This is a genomic window from Pseudomonas sp. NPDC090208 (assembly GCF_044746785.1).
GTDB lineage: Bacteria > Pseudomonadota > Gammaproteobacteria > Pseudomonadales > Pseudomonadaceae > Aquipseudomonas.
This window is the reverse complement of the sequence record NZ_JBIVCU010000009.1, coordinates 103,048-125,886: the sequence shown is the minus strand read 5'-3', so window position 1 is coordinate 125,886 and position 22,839 is coordinate 103,048. Positions and strand designations below refer to the sequence as shown.

Below are 22,839 nucleotides of genomic sequence, written 5' to 3'. Positions count from 1 at the left end.
ATCTGGAATAACAAAACCGAACACGTTCGCAGTACAGTCCATTGCGCTCGAACTTCATTGAATCACCGAGTCGAACCCGCCCGTGTCTGGCCGGTTTCACGCAATTCTCTCGGGGGCTGAACGAGCGAAAGGATACCAGAGAAACGCCGCCGAAGGTGCCGGAAACTGGGGGCGCCGCCCGGTTTGCAGGCTGTCTGGCAAGAACCTTGGCAACAGAAACCGGCAGCTCTGGCACTGGTTGTCGATGGCGGTGTTTCATCAGTGAGCCATTGGTGTGGAAATAGTTTGAGGATATTTTCTCGCCGTTAAGGGCGCGGCAACTTCCGTTCATGGCGTGCGCACCGCCATGAGTCGCCTGGCAATATCGAACAGCGTGAAGATTGCGCGGCGGATCCGCTGTTTTCGACGTTCGACCCAATAGCCCAATATAAACACCGGTACAACAACGCCCACATACACCAGCGTGCGCAAGAGCGGGTCGTAGAAGTCCCGGTCATGGCTTGCCAGTGCCTGCCAGAAGATCATCAGCGGGTAGTGATAGATGTAAAGGCTGAACGTATAGCCGGCGAGCGTTCGGACAGTGGTTGCCAGGCGTCCGTTACGTTGCGCCTGTGTGCCTTGGGTCAGTTGTCTGACGGCAAAGAGATGCACCGATACCAGCAGGGCGAGGATATAGCCCCAGCCAAAGTTGGCGGCGCCATCCAGACCATGCCCCAGCAATTGTTCTACATAGGCGCCGGCCAAGGGATAGGACCAGTCCCGTGGATTGTTCAACTGCACGAGCAGGAACACGATGATCGGACAAAGACACATCAGCCAGAGTGCGGCTGACGATGGCCGGAATTTGTCGCGACAGTGGTAGGCAAGTACGCCGGCAAACCAGATCGGCAACATGACCCATTGCTTGGGGCCGGTAATCAACAGTGCCAACAGGATCAACGCCACTCGCCAGCGCCCGCGGGTAAACACGGCCAGCCCGTAGATGATGTAACACCAGACTTCGAAGGCGAGGCTCCAGTAGGGGCCATTGCCGAAAGGGCGGATATCTTCCCACCAGAATTCGTTGGTGAAGAACAGCGTTCGGCTCAGGTAATACAGCGGGGCCTCCAGCTGAAACGCATCCGGATAAAGATGGGGCGCGTATTGATTGCCGACGATCATCAGCCCGAGAGACAGCACCACGGCGGTCAGCGCCACCGGAAAGATTCGCGCGATGCGGTTGATGCTGTACGTCAGGCCGTCGGTTTCCTTGGCATCGACCGCATGGCTGATGACATACCCGGAGAGCACGAAAAAGATGATGACCGCGTCGTAGCCGAAATTGTACCGATCCGTGATCGCCGCCTGGCTTGCGGTCAGTGGGTAATGCGACAGGGCGACAACGGCGGCGGCCAACAGCCGAAGCAGGTCTAGATAAAGTGAAAAGCGTTCCGGCATCCTGGCGTGCATGCAGCTCCCTCTCTGAACGATCACCCTTGTGTCAGCAACGAAGTCATACGGCCAGCTTGCTCAACACATCCATATAAAACCGCGTCTGCAAGGCCGCGTGGTCGCGAGTGGCGGCAGTGCCGACCGGGGGGTGATACGTGTCGTAATGGATGGTCTTGAGCCTGAGTTCTTCCACATTGCCGATTTCGAAGAATTCGTAGTCGTCCCGCAGGTTGAACTTCATGTAGTCGACGAAGGCAAAGTTGCGGGAAATGATCATGCGCCGTGAAAGCTCTGCCACTTCGCTGCAGATGGCCGAGGCTTCCTGGCCGACTTCGCGGTAGGGCAGCCAGGAAAAATCCACCCCTGCGATGGCCTTGTACATGGCCAGATCGTCGACGCTGCCCATGAAAAAGGTGCGGCCCAGCACTTTGTTCTTTCTGCACAGTTCCACCAACTGGTCGATCTGCGACGTGTCGGATTGTTTGATGGCCGTGGGATGCAGGCCGGAAAAGATCAGCAGTTTGTAGTTTTCCGGCAAGCGGGCAATGCACTGGATGGCATAGTCGAAACCCTTGTAGCCGCCGAAAAAGCCGAACACGCCGATCAACTGGTTCTTGTTGTCCAGCCCCAGCCGGTCGATCAATTCCTGACGGCATTGCTCATGGCTGAACCCGGCCTTCTCGGCTTCGCTGGTGTAACACAGCGGGTGGCATTCGACATTGGGCAGTTTGAAGCGCTGCTTGAGCACGCGCTTGGTGGTTTCGGTGTGGACGATGACCTTGATCTTGTGCTGCCGGATGTATTCGAACAGGCCCAGTTCGCAGCGTGCCGTCTGGGTCGCTCGCCAGTTTCTGGCGAATTCCATGAGTGACGAGCGCGGGCGCAGCATCAGGCGTGGCAGCGACGGAAAGGTCGCCTGTGCCGAGCATGATCTGCTGAATACGGTATGAAAGGTGATCGTCGAGTTCGGATTGGCGCTCAATATCCGCTTCAACCGGGCAATCGACTGCGCGATGGAGTCCGAAAACAGACCGTATTCGCACTGAATGGAAACGGCATCGAAATCCTTTAATTGCGTGCACAGTTCGTCAATGAAACGCTCGGCCTCGACATCCGTTGCGCCGAAACTTTTCTTCAGCTCTTGCGGCGGCAGTTCAAACACCGTCACTTCGTTGCACGGCGCAAAGTTGCGGTACAAGACTTCCGAGAAGCGCGCGATACCGCATTCAAGCCGGTACGATGAAACGATCGCTATTTTCATGACGGTCATCCAATGGGAAAGTCTTCCACGATTTTTCCGTGTTCAAGCCTGATACAGCGGTTACAGACACTGCTGATAAGTTCTGGCGAGTGGGAGGCGAGGACCAGGATCGAAGCGTTTGAGGTCATCTCGTGCAGCCGCTTGTTGGCCTGTTCCTGAAACTGCGCGTCGCCCACGCCCAGCCACTCGTCCATGAGAATGATGTCGGCGGGGAACGCCGTGGAAATGGAGAAACCCAGACGCACCAGCATCCCCGACGAGTAGGTGCGCAGCGGCAGGCGCAAGTAGTCGCCCAGCCCGGAAAACTCGGCGATGTCGTGGATGGTCTGTTTGATCTCGCCGGGTTTGACCCCCAGGATCGCGCCGCGCAGGTAGATGTTCTCGTAGCCGGTCGCTTCCACTTCCATGCCCAGGGTCAGGTCCAGCAGCGAGGTCACCCTGCCGGCGGACTTCAACCTGCCAAGGGTGGGCCAGTAGACCTGCGCCATGACCTTGAGAAAGGTGCTCTTGCCCGAACCGTTGTGGCCCAGCAGGCCGATTCGCTGCCCCGGCTGGATGTCCAGGCTGACGTTGTCCAGGGCGCGGATGGTCAGGTGGTGACGCCCGGTTTCGCCGATACGGCCGCCGGTGACCCAGGACAGCGCGTCTTTCTTGAACGAGCGATGTGAGACGTCGAGGATCGGATAGTCCACCGTGACGTCTTCTGCGATCAGATAGGTCATGGTCAGAGCCAGTAAGGGATTTTTTTGCGATTGACGAACAGCACCGCGAAGGCCGCTGCCCACAGCACCACGCCCATGGACAGCACCAGCCCGGCGGAGCGCAACGGGAATTCGCCGTTGAGCATCGGCTCGCGGATCAGGTCGATCAGGTAAACGAACGGGTTGAAATGAATCACCCCGCTCAAGCCTGCCAACTGGTCGGGATGCCACATCACCGGGGTGATGAAAAACATCAGCTGCATGGCGCTGGTGATCATCGGCAGCACGTCGCGATAGCGGGCGCACAGCACGGCCAGCAAGGCGGCGAGGGGCGTCAGCACGAAAAGCACCAGCAGGATGCCGATCACGGAACAGGCCAGACCGTAGAGTGTCAGGTAGCCGTACCACATCAGCAGCGGGATCAGGATCACCCAGCTGTGCAGGAAGATGAGCAGGTTCCTGAATGCCACGCGCATGACGTGGGTCAGGATCGGCATGCTGACCTGCTTGATGATGTGGCCGGAGTTGATGATCGTGCTGGCGCCTTCGTTGATGAAGGTCAGGATGAAGGTCCAGGCAATGATGCCGCAGGCCAGGAACGGCAGGTAATCCTTGAGGCTCAGGTTGAGCAGCCTGGAGTAGACCAGCCCCAGCCCGGTGATGAACAGCAGTGAAGTCAGGGTGATCCAGAACGGCCCGATCACCGACCGGCGATAGCGGCCTTTGACGTCATGCAACGCCAGCAGGTACCAGGCGTGCCAGCCATCGGTGAATACCGCCAGTTCCCGTTTTACGAAATCCGCTTTAGTCACAGCATCCCCTTGTTGTCGCGACGTGGCATTGGCGGCAGAAGCCGGCCCGGGCGAGCGGAAAAAGTCGGGCAGCCCGAACGGTGGATGGCGCATGAGCGTCATCCGCAAAAATCAGTCGGACAGTCGAATAAGGCAGGAGCGCACAAGCGCGAAAGCATCCGTGTCGTTTCCATGATCAATCCCTGAATCCGTGTGCAGCGCAAAGCGAAGGGGCGCCAAAATAGGCCGAAAACGGCGCGATCAGGCGGTATATAAATATTGATTGCGGGCGATGTACGGCAGACAACACATCCCCTTGCAGGGACCTGTCACTGAAGGGGAGTCATTCGCCAGAAAGCGGCTGGGCCGCGGGGCGAACAAGACTCGTACTGACAGAGAACCACCAGGCTGGTTTGAGTATACGTTTGAATGGATAGGGCACCGCTTCTGTTGAGGGGCATTTTCAGACCGATTCGCTATATGGCTAATAAGCAGTTGATCTGAGTTAGCGGTCGGGCTGCGCGTTGCTATACCTATTGCGTGATCTCATCGCGCCATTGTCTTTTACGGCGCAACCCATCACCATCGCTTCCCGGTCATCCGTTTGCCCCATGGACTAAACGAATTGGCAGTACGTTCAGCTCATAAGCGGTCTGGATTCTGGTTGCTGCTGGCGCTTGCACTGTCGTGCACGGCGTGTGTCAGCTATCTCAGCGCAGACTGGGACTTCTCGCTCATCAGCCGTCGGGCCGAGGCGCTTTACGGGCCTTTGGGGCCAGGGAAACAGCGCATCGATGCCTGGCAGAACCTGCTGGCGACCGAGAAGCAGGTCAGCGAGATGGACAAGCTGAAGGTGGTCAATCTGTTCTTCAACAAGCAGATGCGCTACGTCGAAGACATCGACCTGTGGCACGAGGTCGACTACTGGGCCACGCCCATCGAGTCGCTGATCAAGGGTGCCGGCGACTGTGAAGACTACGCCATCGCCAAGTATTTCAGCCTGCGCCGCCTCGGCGTGCCCAGCGAGAAGCTGCTGATCACCTACGTCAAGGCGCTGCGTCTGAACCGGGCGCACATGGTGCTGACCTATTATTCGAGCCCCACGGCGATGCCGCTGGTACTCGACAGTCTGATCGACGAAATCAAACCCGCCAGCGAGCGTACGGACCTGTTGCCGGTCTATGCCTTCAATGGTGAGGGGCTGTGGTTGCCCGGAGCCCAGGGCAACAAGAAGGTAGGCGACACCAAGCGGCTGTCGCGCTGGCAGGACCTGTTGAAGAAAATGAGCGCTGAAGGCTTTCCGATCGAGTCAGAGAATTGAGCCTGGGAGCCAGGCCCCGGATTTACCAGCCTCGGATTTACGGCCCCGAATTTAGGAGTTCCGATGTCACTGTTCAAGCAGTTGTTGATCGCCATATGCCTGTTTCTGGTCGTTGCGTTTGCGGGCAGCTTTGTCGTCAGCCTGGAAAGCTCGCGCGCGCAGTACGTCAACCAGTTGCGTTCCCACGCGCAGGACGCGGCCACCTCGCTGGCGCTGTCGCTGACCGCCAACATCGATGACCCGGCGATGGTCGAGCTGATGGTCACCTCGATTTTCGACAGTGGTTATTACGCCAGCATCCGCGTGGTCGACCTGGCCAGCAACGCGGTGATCGTCGAGCGCAGTGCCACCCCGGACAACCAGGGCGTGCCGGAGTGGTTCACCCGCGTGGTCGGCCTGGACCCGGCGGGCGGCGAGGCGATTGTCAGCCGCGGCTGGCAGCAGACCGCGCGGGTCGAGGTGATCAGCCATCCGATGTTCGCCCTCGCCAAGCTGTGGGAGAGCGCGCTGGGCAGTCTGGGCTGGCTGATCGCCTGCGGTGTGGTCAGCGCGATTCTCGGCGCGATGCTGTTGCGCCGTCAGCTCAAACCGCTGGATTACATGGTTGCGCAGTCCCAGGCCATTGGCCGCCGCGAGTTTCTGACCCTGCCGGAACTGCCGCGCACCCCGGAACTGCGCCGGGTGGTGCAGGCGATGAACCAGATGGTCGAGAAGCTCAAGGCGCTGTTTCAGGAAAGCTCCGAGCGCAGCGAGAAGTTGCGCATCGAGTCCTATCAGGACGTGCTGACCGGGCTGTCCAACCGGCGTTATTTCGACATGCAGCTCAAGGCCCATGTCAGCAATCAGGAAGAGCACCGCGCCGGTTATCTGCTGCTGTTGCGCGTGCAGGATCTGGCGGGCCTGAACCTGCGTCTGGGCGGCAAACAGACCGACGCCCTGCTGATCGCGGTGGCACAGGTGCTGCTCAAACTCAGCGAGAAGTACCCGAAAATCCGCAACCTGATCAGCCGCTCACGGGGTGGCGAATTCGCTGTGCTGGCGCCGGGCATGTCGCATGAAGAAGCGCTGGCGCTGGTTCAGGATCTGGAACAGGCGCTGCGCACGCTCGGCGAGACGGGCGCCTCCGATGTCCTGCCGTTGGCCCACATGGGCCTGGCCCCTTACACCCCGGGCGATGCGCCGCTGACCTTGCTCAGCCTCGCCGATCAGGCGCTGTCGCTGGCCGAAACCCAGGGCGAGCAGACCTGGGCCTGCGTCGAGGACGGCGCCGTGACCAACGTCGGCGACGATCAGCACACCTGGCACCGGGTGCTGGACCATGCCCTGACCCAGCGTGGCTTCGAGCTGTTCTTCCAGCCGGTGGTCGACACCCGCAACGGCAACAAAGTGCTGCACTACAAAGTCCTGTCGCGGCTGGTCAACGAGCAGGGCGAGGCGATTCCGGCAGGGCGCTTCCTGCCGTGGCTGGAGCGTTTTGCCTGGTCGAGCCGCCTGGACCTGCTGATGCTGCGCCAGGTTCTCGCGCACATGGAAACCCATGATCAGCCATTGGCCCTGAACCTTTCGGCGGCGACCCTGAATGACCCGGCAGCACTGAATCAGGTGTTCGACGCCCTGCGCCAGCACCCGAAGGTGCGTGGCCGGCTGACCTTCGAAATCGGTGAAGAGCAGCTGCCCGAGCAGGCCGTGCTGGAAAAACTCACTCGCCGCCTGCAGGAAGCCGGTTTCACCCTGGCCCTGCAACGTTTCGGCGGTCGCTTCAGCATGATCGGCAACCTGGCGCACCTCGGTCTGGCCTACCTGAAGATCGACGGCAGCTACATCCGCGCCATCGACAGCGAAAGCCACAAGCGTCTGTTCATCGAGGCCGTGCAGCGCGCAGCGCACAGCATCGACCTGCCGTTGATCGCCGAGCGGGTGGAAACGGAAGGTGAGCGGCAGGTGATCGCCGAGATGGGTATCGAAGGGGTGCAGGGCCGGCTCGTGGGTGAACCGGCGCCTTGGGCGTAAGCCGGTTCAGGCTTTGACGGTGATGATGATGCCGGCAATGATCACGGCGACGCCGACGAAGTACTGGCTCTGGAATTTCTCGCCGAAGATGAAGTAGCTGCCGATGGGCACCAGCACGAAGGCCAGGGCCATCAGCGGATAGACCTTGCCCAGTTCGATCTTCTGCAGCACCCAGACCCAGGCCAGGGTGGTCACGCCGTACAGGGCGAAGGCCGAGAACAGCGTCATCAGGGTCGAGGGGTCGAACAGGTTGCCGGTCTTGTGCAGCGAGGTGGCGCTGAGTTTGAACAGGATCTGACCTGCGGCAATGCCGAGTACGCAGATCAGGGCGACGAAATAGATCATCTTTGAAAGTCCTGGGGCGAAGTTTTTTTCTTTTTGTGCAAATGCAGTACGCGCCGTGGGACTGACTGAATGTCATGGCCCAGGAACGCCAGAATGAATTGCATGCCGACGATGATCGGCAGGGCCGACAGCATGACCGTTCCGGAAGTCGTCTGCACACCGCTGGTCACTGCGTCAGCCCAGTGGCGCAGGCCGAACACGGTGCCGGCCAGAACCATCAGCGCGCCGACCGGCAGTTCGATGGACGCCAGCGACATGTCGCGCAGGTAGTAGTTGTAGAACAGCCGCTTGCCGACGTTGCGCAGGTGTTTGCGCAGGAATTCGCCGATGATCTTCGAGATTTTCAGGTTGCTCACTTCATCGTCGTACTTGGCATCCATCGGGATGTCGATGACCACGGCGCGCAGGATATTCAGGCGGAACAGCATGTCGGTCTCGAAAAAATAGCGACGGCTGATCTTCTTCATCGGCAAGTGCGACGCGACGTTGGCGTGAATCGCGGTGAAGCCGTTGGTCGGGTCGAACAGGTCCCAGTAGCCGGATGACAGCTTGGTCATGAACGACAGAGCGGCGTTGCCGAACAGGCGCATTTTCGGCATCTGACGGATTTCTTCGAGGTCGAAGAAGCGGTTGCCCTTGGTGTAGTCGGCCTCGCCCTTGGCGATCGGCAGCACGAAGTCGGCGATCAGCGCCGGGTCCATCTGACCGTCACCGTCAACCTTGACGATAACGTCCATGCCGTCGGCGATCGCCGCTTCGTAACCGGTCATCACCGCGCCGCCAACGCCCTGGTTGACCGGGCACTGGATGACCTTGACCCGAGGGTCGCTGCAATGCGCCTTGACGTATTCGCCCGATTGATCCGGGCAGCAGTCATCGACCACATAGATTCGGTCGACCTCTTCGCCGATACCGTGCAGTACGCCGAGAATGTGGGATTTGACCTTGTAGCTGGGAATGACAACGGCGACTTTTGCGGAGTGAATCATTGCTGGTCCTTAGCGTGAAGCAGGGGAGCTGGCTGCAGCTTTCTTATATATAGGTGGCAAATGCCATCAAACCGCTTGTCGGCACCGGCCCACAACCGTGTGGGCAGCGTGTCAGTGTACGTACCCGGCCCAAGGGGCACCGTCCGTCGCTTGCTGGACAAGTGGATGCCGGACTCGGGCAGCGGTGAGTGTCAAAACGTTCTGATCGTCGCGACAGTTTTCTGACCCCTGATCCGCAGACGGGTAACAGGGCAGTCGTCGGCGGGGCCGAGTTTAAGGGGGTGCAAGCAGGGTGGGCAAATATTTTGCATTACATGCGGGCAACGTCGCTGGTTATGAAATATGTATCGAAATTTCCTACAAATTAGTGGGCGATTGCCTTCGAAGTTAACAACCTTTTCATTTATCGGGCATAGGGGCGATGTTACACTCGCGCGCTTTTCCTGATCTCATTTCGGCATTAAAAAATATGCGCAGCACACATGAAAACAGCTTGCAGGCTGCCTTGAAATCTTGCAGGAGCAGTTTTATCTCGGTTGGCGTTTTCAGCTTGTTCGTCAATGCGCTGATGTTGGTACCCACCTTCTACATGCTCCAGGTGTACGGGCGCGTCGTCACGAGCGGCAACCTGACAACGCTGAGCATGCTCACTTTGATCATGACCATCCTGGTCGTGACCATGGGCGCTCTGGAGTGGACCCGTTCCCGCATCATGGTCCGGGTCAGCACCCGGCTCGACGTGCTGCTCAGCCGCGATGTCTACAAGGCGAGCTTCAAGCGCGCCCTCGAAAGCGGTGGTATGGACGCTTCGGCCCAGTCGCTCAACGACCTGACCGGCCTGCGCCAGTTCATGACCGGTAACGGTCTGTTCGCGTTTTTCGATGCGCCGTGGCTGCCGATCTACGTCGCCGTGATGTTCATGTTCCACCCGTGGTACGGCTGGGTGGCGATTGCCAGTGCGCTGGTGCTGCTGTTGCTGGCGTACCTCAACGAGCGCTTCACCGGCAAGGCGCTGGGCCAGGCCAACAAGGAAAACATTTCCGCGACGCTGTACACCACCAAGAACCTGCGCAACGCCGAAGTCATCGAATCGATGGGCATGCTCAACACCCTGATCGAGCGCTGGAGCCGTCGTCAGCGCAACGTGTTGCTGCTGCAGTCCCATGCCAGCGACAAGGGCGGGGTGATCAGTTCCATTTCCAAGACCTTCCGCATGCTGATCCAGTCGCTGATCCTCGGCTTGGGTGCGTACCTGGCGGTCAACCATGAAATCAGCCCGGGCCTGGTGATCGCCGGTTCCGTGCTGCTGGGCCGTGCGCTGGCGCCGATCGACCTGATCATCGGCAGCTGGAAGGGCTTTATCGCTGCGCGTTCGCAGTACGACCGTCTGAACGAAATTCTCGACAAGCAGAAGGCCGAGCCTCAGCGCATGTCGCTGCCGGCCCCGCAAGGCCACATCCTGGTGGAAAACCTGATCGTCGGCGCGCCGGGTTCGAAGAACCCGATCATTCGCGGCATCAGCTTCGGCGTGCCGGCTGGCGCAGTGGTCGGCATCATCGGCCCGAGCGCGTCGGGCAAATCGACGCTGGCCCGCGCCTTGATGGGCGTCTGGGCGCCGCAGCACGGTGTGGTGCGTCTGGATGGCGCCGACATTTCCAACTGGGACAAGCACGAACTCGGCCCGCACCTGGGCTATCTGCCACAGGACATCGAACTGTTTGAAGGCAGCATCAGCGAAAACATCGCCCGTTTTGCCGACGTCGACGCCGAACTGGTGGTCAAGGCCGCCAAGACTGCCGGCGTGCATGAAATGATCCTGCAACTGCCGGAAGGCTACGACACCGTGATCGGCAGCGATGGCGTCAACCTGTCTGGCGGCCAGCGCCAGCGTGTCGGCCTGGCTCGCGCCCTCTACGGCTCGCCGCGCCTGATCCTGCTGGACGAACCCAACTCCAACCTCGACGAAGTCGGCGAACGCGCCCTGGCCATGGCCATTCAAGAGCTGAAGCAGACCGGCGCGACGATTTTCGTGATCACCCACCGCACCACCATTCTGTCTCAGCTTGACCGCCTTCTGGTCATGAGCGCCGGCGGCATCAGCATGTACGGCCCGCGCGACCAGGTTATGGAAGAGCTCAACAAGCAGCAGATTGCCGCTCAACAAAAAGCCCAGGTAGGCACAGGCGCGCCAGTTCGCGCCTGACAGGAAGATATCGATGACCCGCATGCCCAGTATTCAAACCGATAACTTCTCGGATTTGCCTGTTTCGGATAACAAGGCCCGTCGTCTGGGTTTCGGAATTCTGTTGGTCACCTTCGGTATTTTCGGCGGATGGGCGGCATTCGCGCCCATCGACGGTGCCGTTTATGCGCCGGGCGTGGTGACCGTGCAGACGTACCGCAAGACCGTGCAACACCTGGAAGGCGGCATCGTCAAAGACGTGCTGGTCCATGACGGCGACATCGTCAAGAGCGGCGACCCGCTGATCATCCTCGACGACTCGCAACTGCGCGCCGAATACGACATGAACCACAACCAGCTGATCGCCGCCAAGGCCATGGAAGCGCGTCTGGTCGCTGAGCGTGACGACCTGCCGTCGATCAACTTCGGTTCGATGGTCGAGGCCGACACACCACGCGGCATCGAAGCCCGTGCGGGCGAAACGCAAGTGTTCAACGCCCGCCGTGGCGCCCGTCTGGGGCAGATTTCCGTTCTGCAGGAGCGTATCGGTCAGCTCAACCAGCAGATCAAGGGCACCGAGGACATGATCGGTACCAAGACCAATCTGGAAAGCTCCTACACCGGTGAGATCGGCGATCTGAAAGACCTGCTGTCCCAGGGCTTCGTCGACAAGCAGCGCATGCTCGAACAGCAGCGCAAGCTGGACATGCTGAAATCGGAAGTGGCCGACCATCGCTCGACCATCACCAAGACCCGTTTGCAGATCAACGAAACCCAGCTGCAGATCCTGCAGATCAACAAAGACTTCAACTCCGATGTCGCCAAGCAACTGGCCGAAGTGCAGACCAAGGCTTACGACCTGCAAGAGCGCACCGCTGCGCTGGCAGACCGTCTGACCCGGGTGATCATTCGTGCTCCGGATGACGGCATGGTCATCGGCATGACCGTCCACACTATTGGCGGTGTTGTGCGTCAGGCCACACCGCTGCTGGACATCGTCCCATCGGTTTCCGATCTGGTGGTCGAAGCACAGGTGCCGCCGCAGGACATCAACCGGGTCGGTATCGGCAAGTTCGCCGACATCCGTTTCAGCGCGTTCAACTCGGCCACCACGCCAGTTATCGAAGGCGTCGTGACCAACGTATCCGCCGACCGCCTGACCAACGAAAAAACCGGCCAGCCGTACTACCTGGCCCGGGTCAAGGTGACCGAAGCCGGTGCGCACAAGCTGGGCGACCGCAAACTGCTGGTCGGTATGCCGGCGGACGTGCTGGTCAAGACTGGTGAGCGCACCATGCTGCAATACCTGTTGCAGCCTGCACGCAACGCTATCTCGCAATCGATGATCGAGGAGTGACCGTGCGTCTGTTTCCATGTCTGATGTTGGGGATGCTGACGCTGAGTGCTCACGCTGCAGAACCGAAAACCGCCGAGCCGTCGACACCCAAGCCGCCACCGGCCGGTGTCAGCGCCAAGAACTACTCGGCCGACCTGATGCAGCTGTACCGCGAATCGCGCCTGGAAGACCCGCGCATCCTGGCGGCCTATTCCAAGGCGCAGTCGAGCAAGGAACAGCAGCGCGAAGCGTTGGGCGGTCTGTTGCCGCAAGTCAGCGCTTCTGCGGGCAAGAACCGTATTCACCAGGAAAACGACCTGATCACTCAGTCGTACAGCAGTGAAAACTACGGCATCCAGCTCAGCCAGCACATCTATAACAAGGCGGCCTGGGAGAACTACCAGAAGTTCAAGAGCCTGGCCAAGCAGGCGGGCGAGGAGTCCAAGGAAGCCCAGGCGGAAGCCACGGTGGACCTGGCTCAGCGTTATTTCGCCGCACTGGCTGCCGATGACGAACTGGAACTGGTCCAGGCCGAGCGTCGCGCCACCCAGAAGAACCTCGACCGGGTGAATGCGCTGTACGCGAAACAACTGGCAATGATTACGGACCAGCTGGATATCCAGGCCCGGGTCGACTCCCTGGAAGCGCAGGAAGTCGATGCGCGCAACCAGGTTCGGGTGACCCGCGCGGCGCTGTCGGAGATCATCGGCCGTCCGGTGACCGAGCGTTTGAGCCGGGTTCGCGACGACGTTCAGCTGAAGGTTTCCGCCGAAAGTCTGGAAGACTGGGTGCAGCTGGCAAGCATCAACAACCCGCAGATTCTCGCCAGCCAACATGCCGTCGAGGCCGCAGAAGCGGCCCTTCGCGGCGGCAAGGGCGGCCATTATCCGACCGTCAGCCTGAACCTCAGCGCGCAAAATACCAACGAAGGCTACAACAACGCACTGGCGCCCAAGACCGACAGTTACGTGGCCGGCATCGGTGTGCAGATTCCGATCTATAGTGGGGGTTCAACCTCTGCGCGTGTGCGTGGTCTGTACCAGGATCAGATCACGACCGAGGAGCAAATGGAGGCGACACGTCGGCAGGTGGTCAAAGAAACTACCAATGCTTACTTGACCGCAGACTCGAGTGTCGAAAAAATACGCGCCAATCGAAATGCCCTGGCGTCTGCCGAGAAGTCGAGTATCGCGGCGGACAAGGCATTTTCCTACGGTGTGGTGAATGCGGTGGATGTGTTGACGGCGACGCAGAACGAGTTCAAGGCTCGGCGCGACCTGCTCAAGACCCAGTACGACTTCATCACTAATCTGTTCATCCTCAACCGTTGGGCTGGCAAGCTTTCCGAGGAGAGCGTCGAGAGCGTCAACGTATGGTTGAGTAACAACAGTAAAACGGACACTGTCCCTCAGCGGAACACGAAGCAATGAATGCAACCAGCAAATCCGTGATCATCACTGGCATCACTGGCCAGGATGGCGCTTACCTCACCCAGCTGCTGCTGGAGAAGGGCTACAAGGTTTACGGCACTTACCGTCGCACCAGTTCGGTCAACTTTTGGCGCCTTGAAGAAGTCGGCGCGTTGAACCACCCGAACCTGGAACTGGTCGAGCACGACCTCACCGACCTGGGTGCCAGCATCCGTCTGCTGCAAAAAGCCGAACCGTGCGAAGTCTACAACCTGGCGGCGCAGAGCTTCGTCGGCGTGTCCTTCGACCAGCCCGTGACCACCGCGGAAATCACCGGTATCGGCGCAGTCAACCTGCTCGAAGCCATCCGCATCGTCAATCCGAAGATCCGCTTCTACCAGGCCTCCACCTCCGAAATGTTCGGCAAGGTGCAGCAGGTGCCGCAGACCGAAGCCACCGACTTCTACCCGCGCAGCCCTTACGGCGTTGCCAAGCTGTACGCCCACTGGATGACCATCAACTACCGCGAGTCCTACGGGATCTTCGGTTCGAGCGGCATCCTGTTCAACCACGAGTCGCCACTGCGTGGCAAAGAGTTCGTGACCCGCAAGATCACCGACGCCGTTGCCCGCATCTCGCTGGGCATGCAGGACGTGCTTGAGCTGGGCAACATGGACGCCAAGCGCGACTGGGGTTTCGCCAAGGAATACGTCGAAGGCATGTGGCGCATGCTGCAGGCTGACGAGCCGGACACCTTCGTTCTGGCGACCAACCGCACTGAAACCGTTCGTGATTTCGTGTCCATGGCGTTCAAGGCCGTCGACATCAATCTGGAATGGAAAGGCTCGGCCGACAACGAACACGGCATCGACACCCGCACCGGCAAGACCGTCATCCAGGTCAATCCGAAGTTCTACCGTCCGGCTGAAGTCGAGCTGCTGATCGGCGATCCGGAAAAAGCCAAGCGCGTACTGGGCTGGGAAGCCAAGACCACGCTGGAACAGCTCTGCGACCTGATGGTCAAGAGCGATCTGGAGCGCGTGAAGTCCGGCAAGTCGTTCTGATCAAGGCGGTACAGCGCAGGGTCGGTGTCTGAGCCGACCTGCCATCCGGCTATATATATAGAAGGGGTCGCGTGCAAACGCGGCCCTTTTTCACATCAGCCCCGGCTGATTGTCAAAGCCCCTCAGGGCAGGGCGTTACCAGCGCACGGACGTCCGCAGCACGTCGTCAGCGCTGCCATTCTGTTTCCGGCTGATCAATAATCGGTCTTTTCATTTTTCACTTCATCCCGAGCACCCCCAATGCAGAATGAAGCACAGGTCACCATTCACCAGTTCGCCATCAGTGTCAGCGTCGGCGACGGCATCAGCAACGGCATGTTCCTGACCCGCAAACTGCTGCGGCAGGCGGGCGTCAAATCCGACATTTATTGCATTCAACCCAACGACACCCTGCGCGGTGACGTGCTGAGCATGGACGAATATCAGCCGGGCAGCGCCACTGCGCTGCTGGTGCACCACGGCATCGGCAACCCGGTGGAAGGCTGGCTGCGCGACCTGCCAGAGCGCAAGTTCATGGTCTTCCACAACATCACCCCGGGTGAGCTGTTTCCGCCGGATCACGCCATCCAGCCAATGCTCGCCCACGGCTGGGAGCAGGTGGATACCTGGAAACACTGGCTGACCGGCAGCATTGCCGACTCCCAACAGAATCTGCAGGAATTGCTGCAACGCGGTTACAGCGCCGACAACACCACGGAAATCCCGCTGCTGGTCGACCTGGAGCGCATCGAGCCGCACGCCGTCAAACGCAACGACCTGCCGCGCCCGTTCACCCTGCTGTTCGTCGGCCGGATCATGCCGCACAAGAACCAGCTGGGCGTGGTCGAGGCCTTCGCACAATTGCTGCGCCGCTCCCGTGTGCCGCTGCACCTGTATCTGGTCGGCGGCTTCACCGTCATGAGCTACAAGGAGCAGATCGAGAAGCGCATCGAGGAGCTGGGGATCGGCGGTTATGTCAGCGTGACCGGCAAAGTCGACGACGAAACCCTGAATTCGCTGTACGCCCGCAGCGACCTGTTCGTGTCCCTGAGCCATCACGAAGGCTTCGGCATGCCGCTGATCGAAGCCATGGCCCACGACCTGCCGGTATTGGCCTACGACGCCGAATCCAGCAACGTGGTGCACACCCTCAACGGCGCCGGCTTGCTGATGAACAGCGACGAACCGCAAGTGGTGGCCGCGACCATCGCCCAGCTGATGGAAAACCCGGCCCTGCGTCGCCACCTGAAACGGCGCGGAGCGGAGCGTTTGCACGAATTCGCCTACCAGCACCTCTACGACCGCCTGAGCGCGTTTATGGGCGGCTTTGATATCAATCTGCCGCAATACAGCTTCCAGAAGCCGGTTCCGCAGCTCAAGGTCGACTACCGCATCGAAGGGCCGTTCGACAGCACCTACAGCCTGGCGCTGGTCAACCGTGAACTGGGGCGCGCCCTGGCCGAACACGGCCACCGCGTGGCGCTGCGTGCCACCGAAGGGCCGGGGCCGATCGCGGTGGATGCCGCGTTCCTTGAAGCCAACCCCGGCTGCGCCGCGCTGCATGACCGTGGCGAGCGCCCGGCCAACAACGTGCTGCGCCTGATGTACCCGCCTCGTGTCAGCGACATGGCTGGGGATTTCAACGTGGTGTCGTGCTACGGCTGGGAAGAGTCGTGCCTGCCGCAAGCGTTCTGCCATGACTTCAACCACCAGGCCCATCTGGTGACCAGCATGTCCAACTGGGTCACGCGCACCCTGCAAGACAACGGCGTGACCGCGCCGATCGTCACCGTCGGCCTGGGTGCCGACCACATCCTGCGTGCTGACATCGACGCTGGCGCACTGCCGCCAATGGCGAAAGTCACCCCTGAACGTCTCAAGCTGCTGCACGTATCGTCGTGCTTCCCGCGCAAGGGTGTCGACGTGCTGCTCAAGGCCTACGGTCAGGCATTCACCGGCAACGACGCGGTGGTGCTGATCATCAAGACCTTCCCCAACCCGCACCACAACATCGAGCAGCAGGTCAAAGACTGGGCCGCCGAACTGCCATCGGCGCCAGCGGTGGAACTGATCGTTCAGGACCTGCCGGATTCGGCGATGCGTGCCCTGTACAACCTCGGCGACGTGCTGGTTGCTCCGTCCCGTGGCGAAGGTTTCGGCCTGCCGCTGGCCGAAGCGATGCTGCACAAACTGCCGGTGATCGTCACGGGGCAGGGCGGCCAGTCGGACTTCTGCACGCCAGACACCGCCTGGCTGATCGACTACCGCTACGAGCGCGCGCGCACGCACCTGGAGGCCAGCGCCTCGGTGTGGTTCGAGCCGAGCGCCGAACACCTCGCCAGCCTGCTCGGCGAATTCCATCAGGCCTGGAAGGGCGGCAAGCTCGATGCCTTCACCGCCAAGCGGGTCGAAGCCGCCGATGCGCTGATCCGCAGCCGCTTCACCTGGTCGGCGGTCGCCAAGGCCACGGTCGAGGCCATCGATCTGGCCCAGCAGCAGCCGCTGCTGAAAAAAGCGCCACGGCTGGGCAGCGTCACCACCTGGAACAGCGCCTGCGGCATCGCCACCTACAGCGACAAGCTGCTTGAGCCGGCGTTTGGTCAGGAATGCCACGTGTTCGCCAACGACGATGCGTTGCTGACCCGTGCTGATCAGACCCATGTCGAGCGCTGCTGGACGGCAGGCTCGACAGACTCGCTGGAGCGGTTGCGCGCGGCGGTGGAGAAATCCGGCGTCGACACGCTGCTGCTGCAGTTCAACTTCTCGTTCTTCGGCATCAAGCAGTTCGCCTCCTTCCTGGACTGGGCACACGCTCGCGGCATCCGCACCCTGGTGGTGTTCCATTCCACCGCCGACGTCAAACATGGCGAAGAGCTGAAGAGCCTGCGCGACATGCGCGAATCCCTGGCCGGTTGCCAGCGCCTGCTGGTACACAGCATCGGCGACATGAACCGCCTGAAGGACTTCGGCCTGGCCGACAACCTGCTGATGTTCCCCCACGGCGTCATCGACACCCCGCCGCCGGCACCGGGGCCGCGCCAGTTGGCGGCCAACCTGGGCAGCAAGACCATCATCGCCAGCTACGGCTTCCTGCTGCCGCACAAAGGCATGCCGGAACTGATCGAAGCGTTCGCCATGCTCGCGGCGAAAGACAAGAACCTGCACTTGCTGCTGGTCAACGCGCAGTACCCGGTCCAGGCCTCGGCGGATCTGGCGGAAACCTGCCGTCAGCGCATCTTGCAATCGGATTTATCCGGTCGAGTGACGTTGATCACCGACTTTCTCTCGGATGAGGAGTCGCTGGCCTGGCTGGGAATGGCCGATGCCATCGTTTTCCCGTACCAACACACCCAGGAATCGTCCAGTGCAGCCGTCCGTTGGGGCCTGAGTACCGGTCGTCCGGTTTTCTGCACCCCCCTGTCGATCTTTGAAGATGTGTCCGATGCTGTTACATTCTTGCCGGGCACCGATAGCCATTCGCTATCTATCGGCATCAAGGCCGAGCTAGACGCATCGCCCCAAGCCAGACAGGAAATCTGGCTCCGCAACCACGCCTGGAGAGCTGTCTCGGCCCGGCTGGACAACGTGTTGCGCGCGATATCGGCCTAAATTTATGGAACTTTAGCCTTCAAAAAATAACGAAACTTCCTACTGACCGGATCAATAAAGTCATATGGACTTTCATAAAAAAGATGGATCACGGCTATTGTTTCGCCGCTATTTTGACATGTATGATCGGCGCGCAATCGTCAGTTATCTGTCTGAAGGACATTGAAAAAGTGTCCGATCAGTTACTGACGGCAGGGCTGGCGGAGGTCGCCAGCTTCCCATAAAGGGGGCCACGGCCCGCTGGGACGTGGCAACAGGCTTAGGCCGACGGGCCTTCTATCCAAACGGATGCCTGCGTGTCGATATCGACTCATATTGGAGATGAAAAAGTAATGGCTATCACCACTGCACAGATTCAACAGCTGTATGTTGCTTACCTGGGCCGCGCTGCGGACAAAGCTGGTCTGGACTACTGGGCAAACCAGCTGAACACCGTTCCAGCAACCCTGACTCTGGAAAACCTGCGCGCTAACTTCGTTAACGAGCAGCCTGAGTACCAAAACGCATACGCTGGTCTGACGCGCGCTGAAACTGTTTCCAAAATCTACCTGCAGCTGTTCGGCCGCCCTGCTGACACCGACGGCCTGGCTTACTGGACCACTGGCGGCGGCGCTAACGTCAATGCCGACCAACTGCTGGTCGCTTTCCTGGCTGGTGCTTCGGCTACTGACGCCAAAACTATCGCTAACAAGGTTCTGGTAGCTGAGGTTTACACTTCGACTGCTGGCGACAACTACGCGAAAGCCGACGCTACTTCGATCATCTCCGAAGTTAAAGATGACACCACTTCTGTAACTGACGCTCTGGCCCACCTGGAAGACGGTTCCCTGTCGGGCATCGCTATCCCAGCTGGTCTGGCTGCAGTTAAAGCTGCTGCTGTTGCCCAAGCCGCCGTCATCGCTGACCAAGCTACTAAAGTCACTTCGCTGACTGCTACCAACGATAAAGTCGTTGCTCTGAACGCTGACTACAAAGTCACCCTGCAAGCGCTGGATGCTAACAACGACAAAACCGTTAGCTACGACGAAGCTACCGCTGCTCTGGACAACGCTAAGGCTCTGTTTGCTGCGATTTCTGGTGGTTCCACCATCGAAACTCTGCAAACTAACGCTAAAACTGCAGCTGATGCCCTGAAAGCAAAATACGACGCTCTGGTTAACACCCACGTTAATGCTGTGGCCGAAGTGAAGGCATACAACGACGCTTTCGCTGCAAACGCAGCTGTCAAAGCACCGGCTGATGCCGATATCAAGATCGCTCTGGACTCTCTGGATTCGACCTTCACCAACAAGCCGGCTGATCTGGCTGCTGCCAACACTGCCTACAAGGCTGCTGTTTCTGGCGCGACCGACATCACCACTGCTGATCAGCTGTTCGCTGCTATCAAAGCTGCTGACGCTACCACTCTGTCCAGCATCGACAAAGCCTTCGGCACCCTGGCTAACTACAGCAGCGTGAAAGATCTGGCTGTTGCTGACGCGAAGAAAGACGCAGCTGAACTGGCTCTGAGCAAAGCAATCGCTGTTGTTGGTGCTGACTACGACGCAGCTTCGGTTGCTAACACCGGTGCTACCAAAATTCTGGCTGACGCTCAGAAAGCTGATGCGCTGGTTGACGAAGCTCAAGCACAAGTTGACGCTCACCAAGGTATTGTTGACTCGGCTCAGGACGCTGTTGACGCTGTTCCTGCCTTTGCCCATGACCTGGACGCTGCTGCTCCTGTTCTGGTTGGCGACAATGCTAAAGCTGATCTGTTCTACTTCAGCGACATCAAAGCTTCGGACGACTTCGCGCTGACTAACTTCACCAAAGGTGATGCTCTGTACGTTGGCACCGGCCTGACCTTCAACTCCAACGTTACCGTTGATGCTGATGGTTACGCAGTTGGCACCAACACTGCTGCTAAAGAAATCTACTTCACCAAGAACGCCACTACTGGCTACGTTGAAGTTAACGTTGAAACCAACGCTGTTGGCCACACTGCTGGCACCGGCGTTACCGACAACGTCGCTGTGATCACCCTGACCGGTATCACTGACGTGTCGCAAGTTAGCTACGCTAACGGCGTGATCACCACCACCCACGCTGCTTAATAATTAAGCAACTGTGAGTGATGCCAGATGGGCTTCGGCCTATCTGACAGATCAAAAAAACCCGCCCCTTAAAAGGCGGGTTTTTTTATGCGCGTCTGATTTGTGAAACACTGCTGTCTGCTCTTTTCACCCCGTCCGTTCAACGTCGATTAATATGTCGACGTCCATGTATTACATCGTTACAATTTTCCTTTCCCTTTTTCACCCTTGCACCCGGCCTGACAGGCGCTATTGCTTGTTGTTGGTTACGCAGTGCCCGCTGCCTGTTGCTTGCCAAAACCCTGATTTAACGGTTTCGACAAAACACGTCACAGACAGCCATGGGAGGCGTCATGAAGAACCCTTCAAAGATCATCTTCGCCAACCAGTTGCGTGGGGTGGCCGCACTGTTGGTGGTGCTGTCGCACTTGTGCTCGGTGTTCTGGGGCGCCAGGGACACGGTGGCGCTGTATACCGGTGCGCTGCCGATAGAAGGTGCTCAACCGGGGTTCGGCTTCTACTTGACCAATCAGCACTGGAACACCGGGGCGCTGGGCGTTGCGATCTTCTTTGCCATCAGCGGGTTCGTGATTCCGATGTCGCTGGGCAGCGCTGGGCGTCTGCGCTTTCTGGTGGCGCGGGCCTTTCGTATTTATCCGACCTATATCGCCGCGTTGAGCCTGGCACTGTTTGCGGTGTGGTTGTCCTGTCATTACTGGGGCCACCCGTTCATGTGGAAGCTCACCGTCATCCTGCGCAACATGATGCTGGTGCATAACCTGACCGGCGCGCCGACGGTGGACCTGGTCAACTGGACGCTGGCCGTCGAGCTGAAGTTCTACCTGGTCGCGGCATTGATTGCGCCGCTGATCGTGGCAGGGCGGGTGTGGCCGTTGATCGGCATCGCGCTGCTGGTCTACGGGGTCAACCGGTTTTCCCACACGGCGCTGGGCACCGAGATGTACTTCGTCACCTTCATGTTCATGGGCGTGCTGTTCAACTATCAGTTCAGAGGGCTGATCGGCCTGCCCAAGTTCCTCGCCTCGCTGGCGGTCATCTTCGGCCTGTTCGTCGCCGGCTGGGATGCTTCACCGTGGCCAGATGCCCTGCTGATCACCGGCGTCAACTACCTCTACGGCCTGCTGATCTTCGGCGCGGCGTACCTGGCGCGTCACCACTTCCGCAACTTGCGCCCGCTGGATTTCCTCGCGGACATCAGTTACCCGTTGTACATCCTGCACTCGCTGATCGGCTATTCGGTGATGCGTGTGCTGTTCGACCGTGGCCTTGATCCGTGGTGGGTGGCAGCGGTCACGGCGCTGGTGATTCTGCTCGCCGCCACGCTGATTCATGTGCTGGTGGAACGCCCGACCATTGCCCTGGGCAAGGCCTTGAGAAGACCGCCTGCGACCAGCGGTTCGCCCAGTGGCGCCGTGGATGTGCGCGCGGCCTCGTAGCGGGTTTTTTATTGGACGCAGAGTGCGTATCCTCTGGCCCTTTCTTCCGTACCGGATTGCCTGATGAACTGGAACCTTATCTTCAACTTCACTCGCCAGGATCTGATTGACCGTCATTCTGCTTCGATGCTGGGCGCGGCCTGGACCTTTATCCTGCCGCTGATCAACATCCTCATTTTCACCCTGGTGTTCTCCAACATCATGGGCATGCGTCTGGGCGGCCTCGGCCAGGACCTGGGCCGCTGGGGTTACAGCGTTTACCTGGTCGGCGGCCTGCTGGCGTGGAACTGCTTCTCCGCCACCCTGAGCCGCATCACCCAGGTGTTCCACGACAAGGCCCACCTGATCGGCAAGGTGCGCATGTCGCTGTGGACGCTGCCGGTGTACGTGGTCATCAGCGAAACCGTGCATTACCTGATCGCCACCGGTTTCTTCCTGATCTTCCTGATCGCCATCGACTTCCATTTCACCTGGGCGCTGCTGTGGTGGATTCCGATCTTCCTCTGCCAGCAACTGCTGGCGTACGCCCTGGGCCTGACCTGCGCGATTCTGTCGGTGTTCATGCGCGACATCGGGCAGATCGTCGGCGTGGTGGTGCAGTTGTGGTTCTGGCTGACGCCGATCGTGTACGTGGCGAACATTCTGCCGGGGGTGATTCAGCAACTGGTGGCGCTCAACCCGTTCTATCACCTGGTGCTGGCCTACCGCGCCGCGCTGATCAACGGCGAAACGCCGCATCTGCTGTCCATCGGCGTGCTGGTGCTGTGCTCGCTGGCGTTGCTGGCGGTGTCGGTGTTCGTCGGCCGCAAGCTGGAACGCGACATTCGCGATTTCCTTTGAACACTCGGTGCCCGTTCAGCGGGCACCGTTCTTTTGCTGTCG

General features: G+C 59.7%; 17 protein-coding genes. 10 read left to right on the top strand and 7 right to left on the bottom strand.

Going from position 1 to position 22,839, the window contains the following annotated elements; genetic code table 11:
- Window positions 1-327: 327 nt before the first annotated feature.
- The 4 genes from ACIPL0_RS16440 to ACIPL0_RS16425 are packed head-to-tail and all read right to left on the bottom strand — an operon-like array spanning window position 328 to window position 4,205.
- Window positions 328-1,449, bottom strand: coding sequence for an acyltransferase family protein (locus ACIPL0_RS16440; RefSeq protein ID WP_400597614.1), 1,122 nt, complete (start codon window positions 1,447-1,449; stop codon window positions 328-330).
- Window positions 1,450-1,492: 43 nt separating this feature from the next.
- Window positions 1,493-2,692, bottom strand: a complete 1,200-nt coding sequence (locus tag ACIPL0_RS16435; protein WP_400597616.1) for a hypothetical protein — start codon at window positions 2,690-2,692, stop codon at window positions 1,493-1,495.
- Window positions 2,693-2,697: 5 nt separating this feature from the next.
- Window positions 2,698-3,414 (bottom strand): ABC transporter ATP-binding protein, encoded by a 717-nt coding sequence (locus tag ACIPL0_RS16430; protein WP_400597617.1) that lies wholly within the window; start codon window positions 3,412-3,414, stop codon window positions 2,698-2,700.
- Window positions 3,415-3,416: 2 nt separating this feature from the next.
- Window positions 3,417-4,205, bottom strand: coding sequence for an ABC transporter permease (locus ACIPL0_RS16425; protein WP_400597618.1), 789 nt, complete (start codon window positions 4,203-4,205; stop codon window positions 3,417-3,419).
- A 604-nt stretch (window positions 4,206-4,809) separates the two neighbouring features.
- Between ACIPL0_RS16425 and lapG the strand changes: the two genes are divergently transcribed.
- Both lapG and lapD read left to right on the top strand, forming a co-directional pair.
- Window positions 4,810-5,505 (top strand): cysteine protease LapG, encoded by a 696-nt coding sequence (gene lapG, locus ACIPL0_RS16420; RefSeq protein WP_400597619.1) that lies wholly within the window; start codon window positions 4,810-4,812, stop codon window positions 5,503-5,505.
- A 63-nt stretch (window positions 5,506-5,568) separates the two neighbouring features.
- Window positions 5,569-7,515, top strand: a complete 1,947-nt coding sequence (gene lapD / locus ACIPL0_RS16415; RefSeq protein ID WP_400597621.1) for a cyclic di-GMP receptor LapD — start codon at window positions 5,569-5,571, stop codon at window positions 7,513-7,515.
- A 6-nt stretch (window positions 7,516-7,521) separates the two neighbouring features.
- Here lapD and ACIPL0_RS16410 read toward each other — a convergent pair whose 3' ends face one another.
- From ACIPL0_RS16410 to ACIPL0_RS16400, 3 genes are all read right to left on the bottom strand, one after another.
- The gene (locus ACIPL0_RS16410; protein ID WP_400597622.1) at window positions 7,522-7,860 is read right to left on the bottom strand and encodes a 4-amino-4-deoxy-L-arabinose-phospho-UDP flippase; all 339 of its coding nucleotides are present in this window, start codon (window positions 7,858-7,860) and stop codon (window positions 7,522-7,524) included.
- Entirely contained in the window at window positions 7,857-8,849 is a 993-nt protein-coding gene (locus ACIPL0_RS16405) for a glycosyltransferase family 2 protein (RefSeq protein ID WP_400597623.1), read from the bottom strand. The genes ACIPL0_RS16410 and ACIPL0_RS16405 overlap by 4 nt, the downstream gene beginning before the upstream one ends.
- Window positions 8,850-9,248: 399 nt before the next feature.
- The gene (locus ACIPL0_RS16400; RefSeq protein WP_400597764.1) at window positions 9,249-9,431 is read right to left on the bottom strand and encodes a hypothetical protein; all 183 of its coding nucleotides are present in this window, start codon (window positions 9,429-9,431) and stop codon (window positions 9,249-9,251) included.
- Between ACIPL0_RS16400 and ACIPL0_RS16395 the strand changes: the two genes are divergently transcribed.
- The 8 genes from ACIPL0_RS16395 (at window position 9,355) to ACIPL0_RS16360 (ending at window position 22,797) form a co-directional block, all read left to right on the top strand.
- Window positions 9,355-11,052, top strand: coding sequence for a type I secretion system permease/ATPase (locus ACIPL0_RS16395; RefSeq protein WP_400597624.1), 1,698 nt, complete (start codon window positions 9,355-9,357; stop codon window positions 11,050-11,052). The two genes, ACIPL0_RS16400 and ACIPL0_RS16395, sit on opposite strands and share 77 nt — an antisense overlap.
- A 22-nt stretch (window positions 11,053-11,074) precedes the next feature.
- Complete coding sequence (locus ACIPL0_RS16390; RefSeq protein WP_400597626.1) at window positions 11,075-12,388, top strand: HlyD family type I secretion periplasmic adaptor subunit; 1,314 nt, start codon at window positions 11,075-11,077, stop codon at window positions 12,386-12,388.
- Between the two features lie 23 nt (window positions 12,389-12,411).
- Complete coding sequence (locus ACIPL0_RS16385) at window positions 12,412-13,797, top strand: TolC family outer membrane protein (RefSeq protein ID WP_400597757.1); 1,386 nt, start codon at window positions 12,412-12,414, stop codon at window positions 13,795-13,797.
- Entirely contained in the window at window positions 13,794-14,840 is a 1,047-nt protein-coding gene (gmd, locus tag ACIPL0_RS16380) for a GDP-mannose 4,6-dehydratase (RefSeq protein WP_400597628.1), read from the top strand. The genes ACIPL0_RS16385 and gmd overlap by 4 nt, the downstream gene beginning before the upstream one ends.
- Before the next feature lie 240 nt (window positions 14,841-15,080).
- Window positions 15,081-18,428: a glycosyltransferase gene (locus ACIPL0_RS16375; protein ID WP_400597630.1), complete on the top strand. Its 3,348-nt coding sequence runs from the start codon at window positions 15,081-15,083 to the stop codon at window positions 18,426-18,428.
- A gap of 332 nt (window positions 18,429-18,760) precedes the next feature.
- On the top strand, window positions 18,761-20,521 hold the full coding sequence (locus ACIPL0_RS16370) for a DUF4214 domain-containing protein (protein WP_400597632.1): 1,761 nt from the start codon (window positions 18,761-18,763) through the stop codon (window positions 20,519-20,521).
- A 332-nt stretch (window positions 20,522-20,853) separates the two neighbouring features.
- Window positions 20,854-21,957 carry an acyltransferase family protein gene (locus ACIPL0_RS16365; protein ID WP_400597634.1) on the top strand — a complete coding sequence of 368 codons (1,104 nt, stop codon included), beginning with the start codon at window positions 20,854-20,856 and terminating at the stop codon, window positions 21,955-21,957.
- 63 nt (window positions 21,958-22,020) lie between these two features.
- Window positions 22,021-22,797, top strand: a complete 777-nt coding sequence (locus ACIPL0_RS16360; protein WP_400597636.1) for an ABC transporter permease — start codon at window positions 22,021-22,023, stop codon at window positions 22,795-22,797.
- The last annotated feature ends 42 nt before the right edge of the window (window positions 22,798-22,839 follow it).

What these genes read in the sequence shown, in the direction of transcription:
- ACIPL0_RS16390 (WP_400597626.1), top strand. Translation starts at nt 11,075, where the DNA reads ATGCCCAGTATTCAAACCGATAACTTCTCGGATTTGCCTGTTTCGGAT.
- lapD (WP_400597621.1), top strand. Translation starts at nt 5,569, where the DNA reads ATGTCACTGTTCAAGCAGTTGTTGATCGCCATATGCCTGTTTCTGGTC.
- ACIPL0_RS16405 (WP_400597623.1), bottom strand. Translation starts at nt 8,849, where the DNA reads ATGATTCACTCCGCAAAAGTCGCCGTTGTCATTCCCAGCTACAAGGTC.
- ACIPL0_RS16435 (WP_400597616.1), bottom strand. Translation starts at nt 2,692, where the DNA reads ATGAAAATAGCGATCGTTTCATCGTACCGGCTTGAATGCGGTATCGCG.
- ACIPL0_RS16385 (WP_400597757.1), top strand. Translation starts at nt 12,412, where the DNA reads ATGTTGGGGATGCTGACGCTGAGTGCTCACGCTGCAGAACCGAAAACC.
- ACIPL0_RS16365 (WP_400597634.1), top strand. Translation starts at nt 20,854, where the DNA reads ATGAAGAACCCTTCAAAGATCATCTTCGCCAACCAGTTGCGTGGGGTG.
- ACIPL0_RS16360 (WP_400597636.1), top strand. Translation starts at nt 22,021, where the DNA reads ATGAACTGGAACCTTATCTTCAACTTCACTCGCCAGGATCTGATTGAC.
- ACIPL0_RS16440 (WP_400597614.1), bottom strand. Translation starts at nt 1,449, where the DNA reads ATGCACGCCAGGATGCCGGAACGCTTTTCACTTTATCTAGACCTGCTT.
- ACIPL0_RS16430 (WP_400597617.1), bottom strand. Translation starts at nt 3,414, where the DNA reads ATGACCTATCTGATCGCAGAAGACGTCACGGTGGACTATCCGATCCTC.
- gmd (WP_400597628.1), top strand. Translation starts at nt 13,794, where the DNA reads ATGAATGCAACCAGCAAATCCGTGATCATCACTGGCATCACTGGCCAG.
- ACIPL0_RS16370 (WP_400597632.1), top strand. Translation starts at nt 18,761, where the DNA reads ATGGCTATCACCACTGCACAGATTCAACAGCTGTATGTTGCTTACCTG.
- ACIPL0_RS16410 (WP_400597622.1), bottom strand. Translation starts at nt 7,860, where the DNA reads ATGATCTATTTCGTCGCCCTGATCTGCGTACTCGGCATTGCCGCAGGT.
- ACIPL0_RS16375 (WP_400597630.1), top strand. Translation starts at nt 15,081, where the DNA reads ATGCAGAATGAAGCACAGGTCACCATTCACCAGTTCGCCATCAGTGTC.